Here is an 817-nt window from a genome sequence, read left to right on the forward strand (position 1 = left end):
GCTTCGGTTTGTTTGAGGCTTTAGACCAGTATTACAGCCGTCCCGGACAAGTGGGTTGGCAGTCATGGCCGTCTGAATTTCATCAACCTGATGGCGAAGCAGTAGAAAAATTCGCGCGCAGTCATGAGCGTGAAATCCGTTTTTATATGTGGCTGCAATGGCTTTGCGCGGAGCAATTGCGCGAAGTCAACCAAGCCGCTGCCGAATACGGTGTCAAACTTGGCATTTACGGCGATTTGGCAGTCGGCGTGGCGCGCGGCAGTGCGGACACTTGGTTAAACCGTCAAGATTATTGTATGGACGTATCGGTCGGTGCGCCGCCCGATCCTTTGGGGCCGACCGGGCAGAATTGGAATTTGCCGCCGCTTAATCCGTCGATGTTGAAGCATACGGGCTATGAAAAGTTTGCCCATCTGTTGCGCGAAAACATGCGCCTGTATGGCGTGTTGCGGATTGACCATGTGATGGCATTGTGTCGTTTGTGGTGGGTTTTAAACGATAAAACAGCAGATTTCGGCGCGTATGTGCATTACGATGCCGAAGTGACTTTTGCCATTTTGGCATTGGAAAGCCAGCGCAACCGTTGCGTCATCATCGGCGAAGATTTGGGTACGGTACCCGATCAAGCGCGTTATCTGCTCAACCGCTATCATGTGTTCTCCTACAAAGTGATGTATTTCAGCAAGGGCTGGAACGGTTTTCAATTACCTGAAGAATACCCCGAGCAGGCGATTACGGTCATCAGTACCCACGATGTCGCGCCCTTGGCAGGTTATTGGACAGGCAAAGATTTGGATACGATGTTCAAACTCGGTAC

The 817-nt window shown here is 51.3% G+C and carries 1 protein-coding gene; it reads left to right on the forward strand.

Annotation, left to right across the window (positions count from 1 at the left end):
• Positions 1-817, forward strand: an 817-nt coding sequence (malQ, locus tag ACTHUR_RS13125; protein ID WP_440398951.1) for a 4-alpha-glucanotransferase, incomplete at both ends; no start/stop codon positions are given.

The organism is Neisseria sp. P0021.S007 (assembly GCF_051956855.1).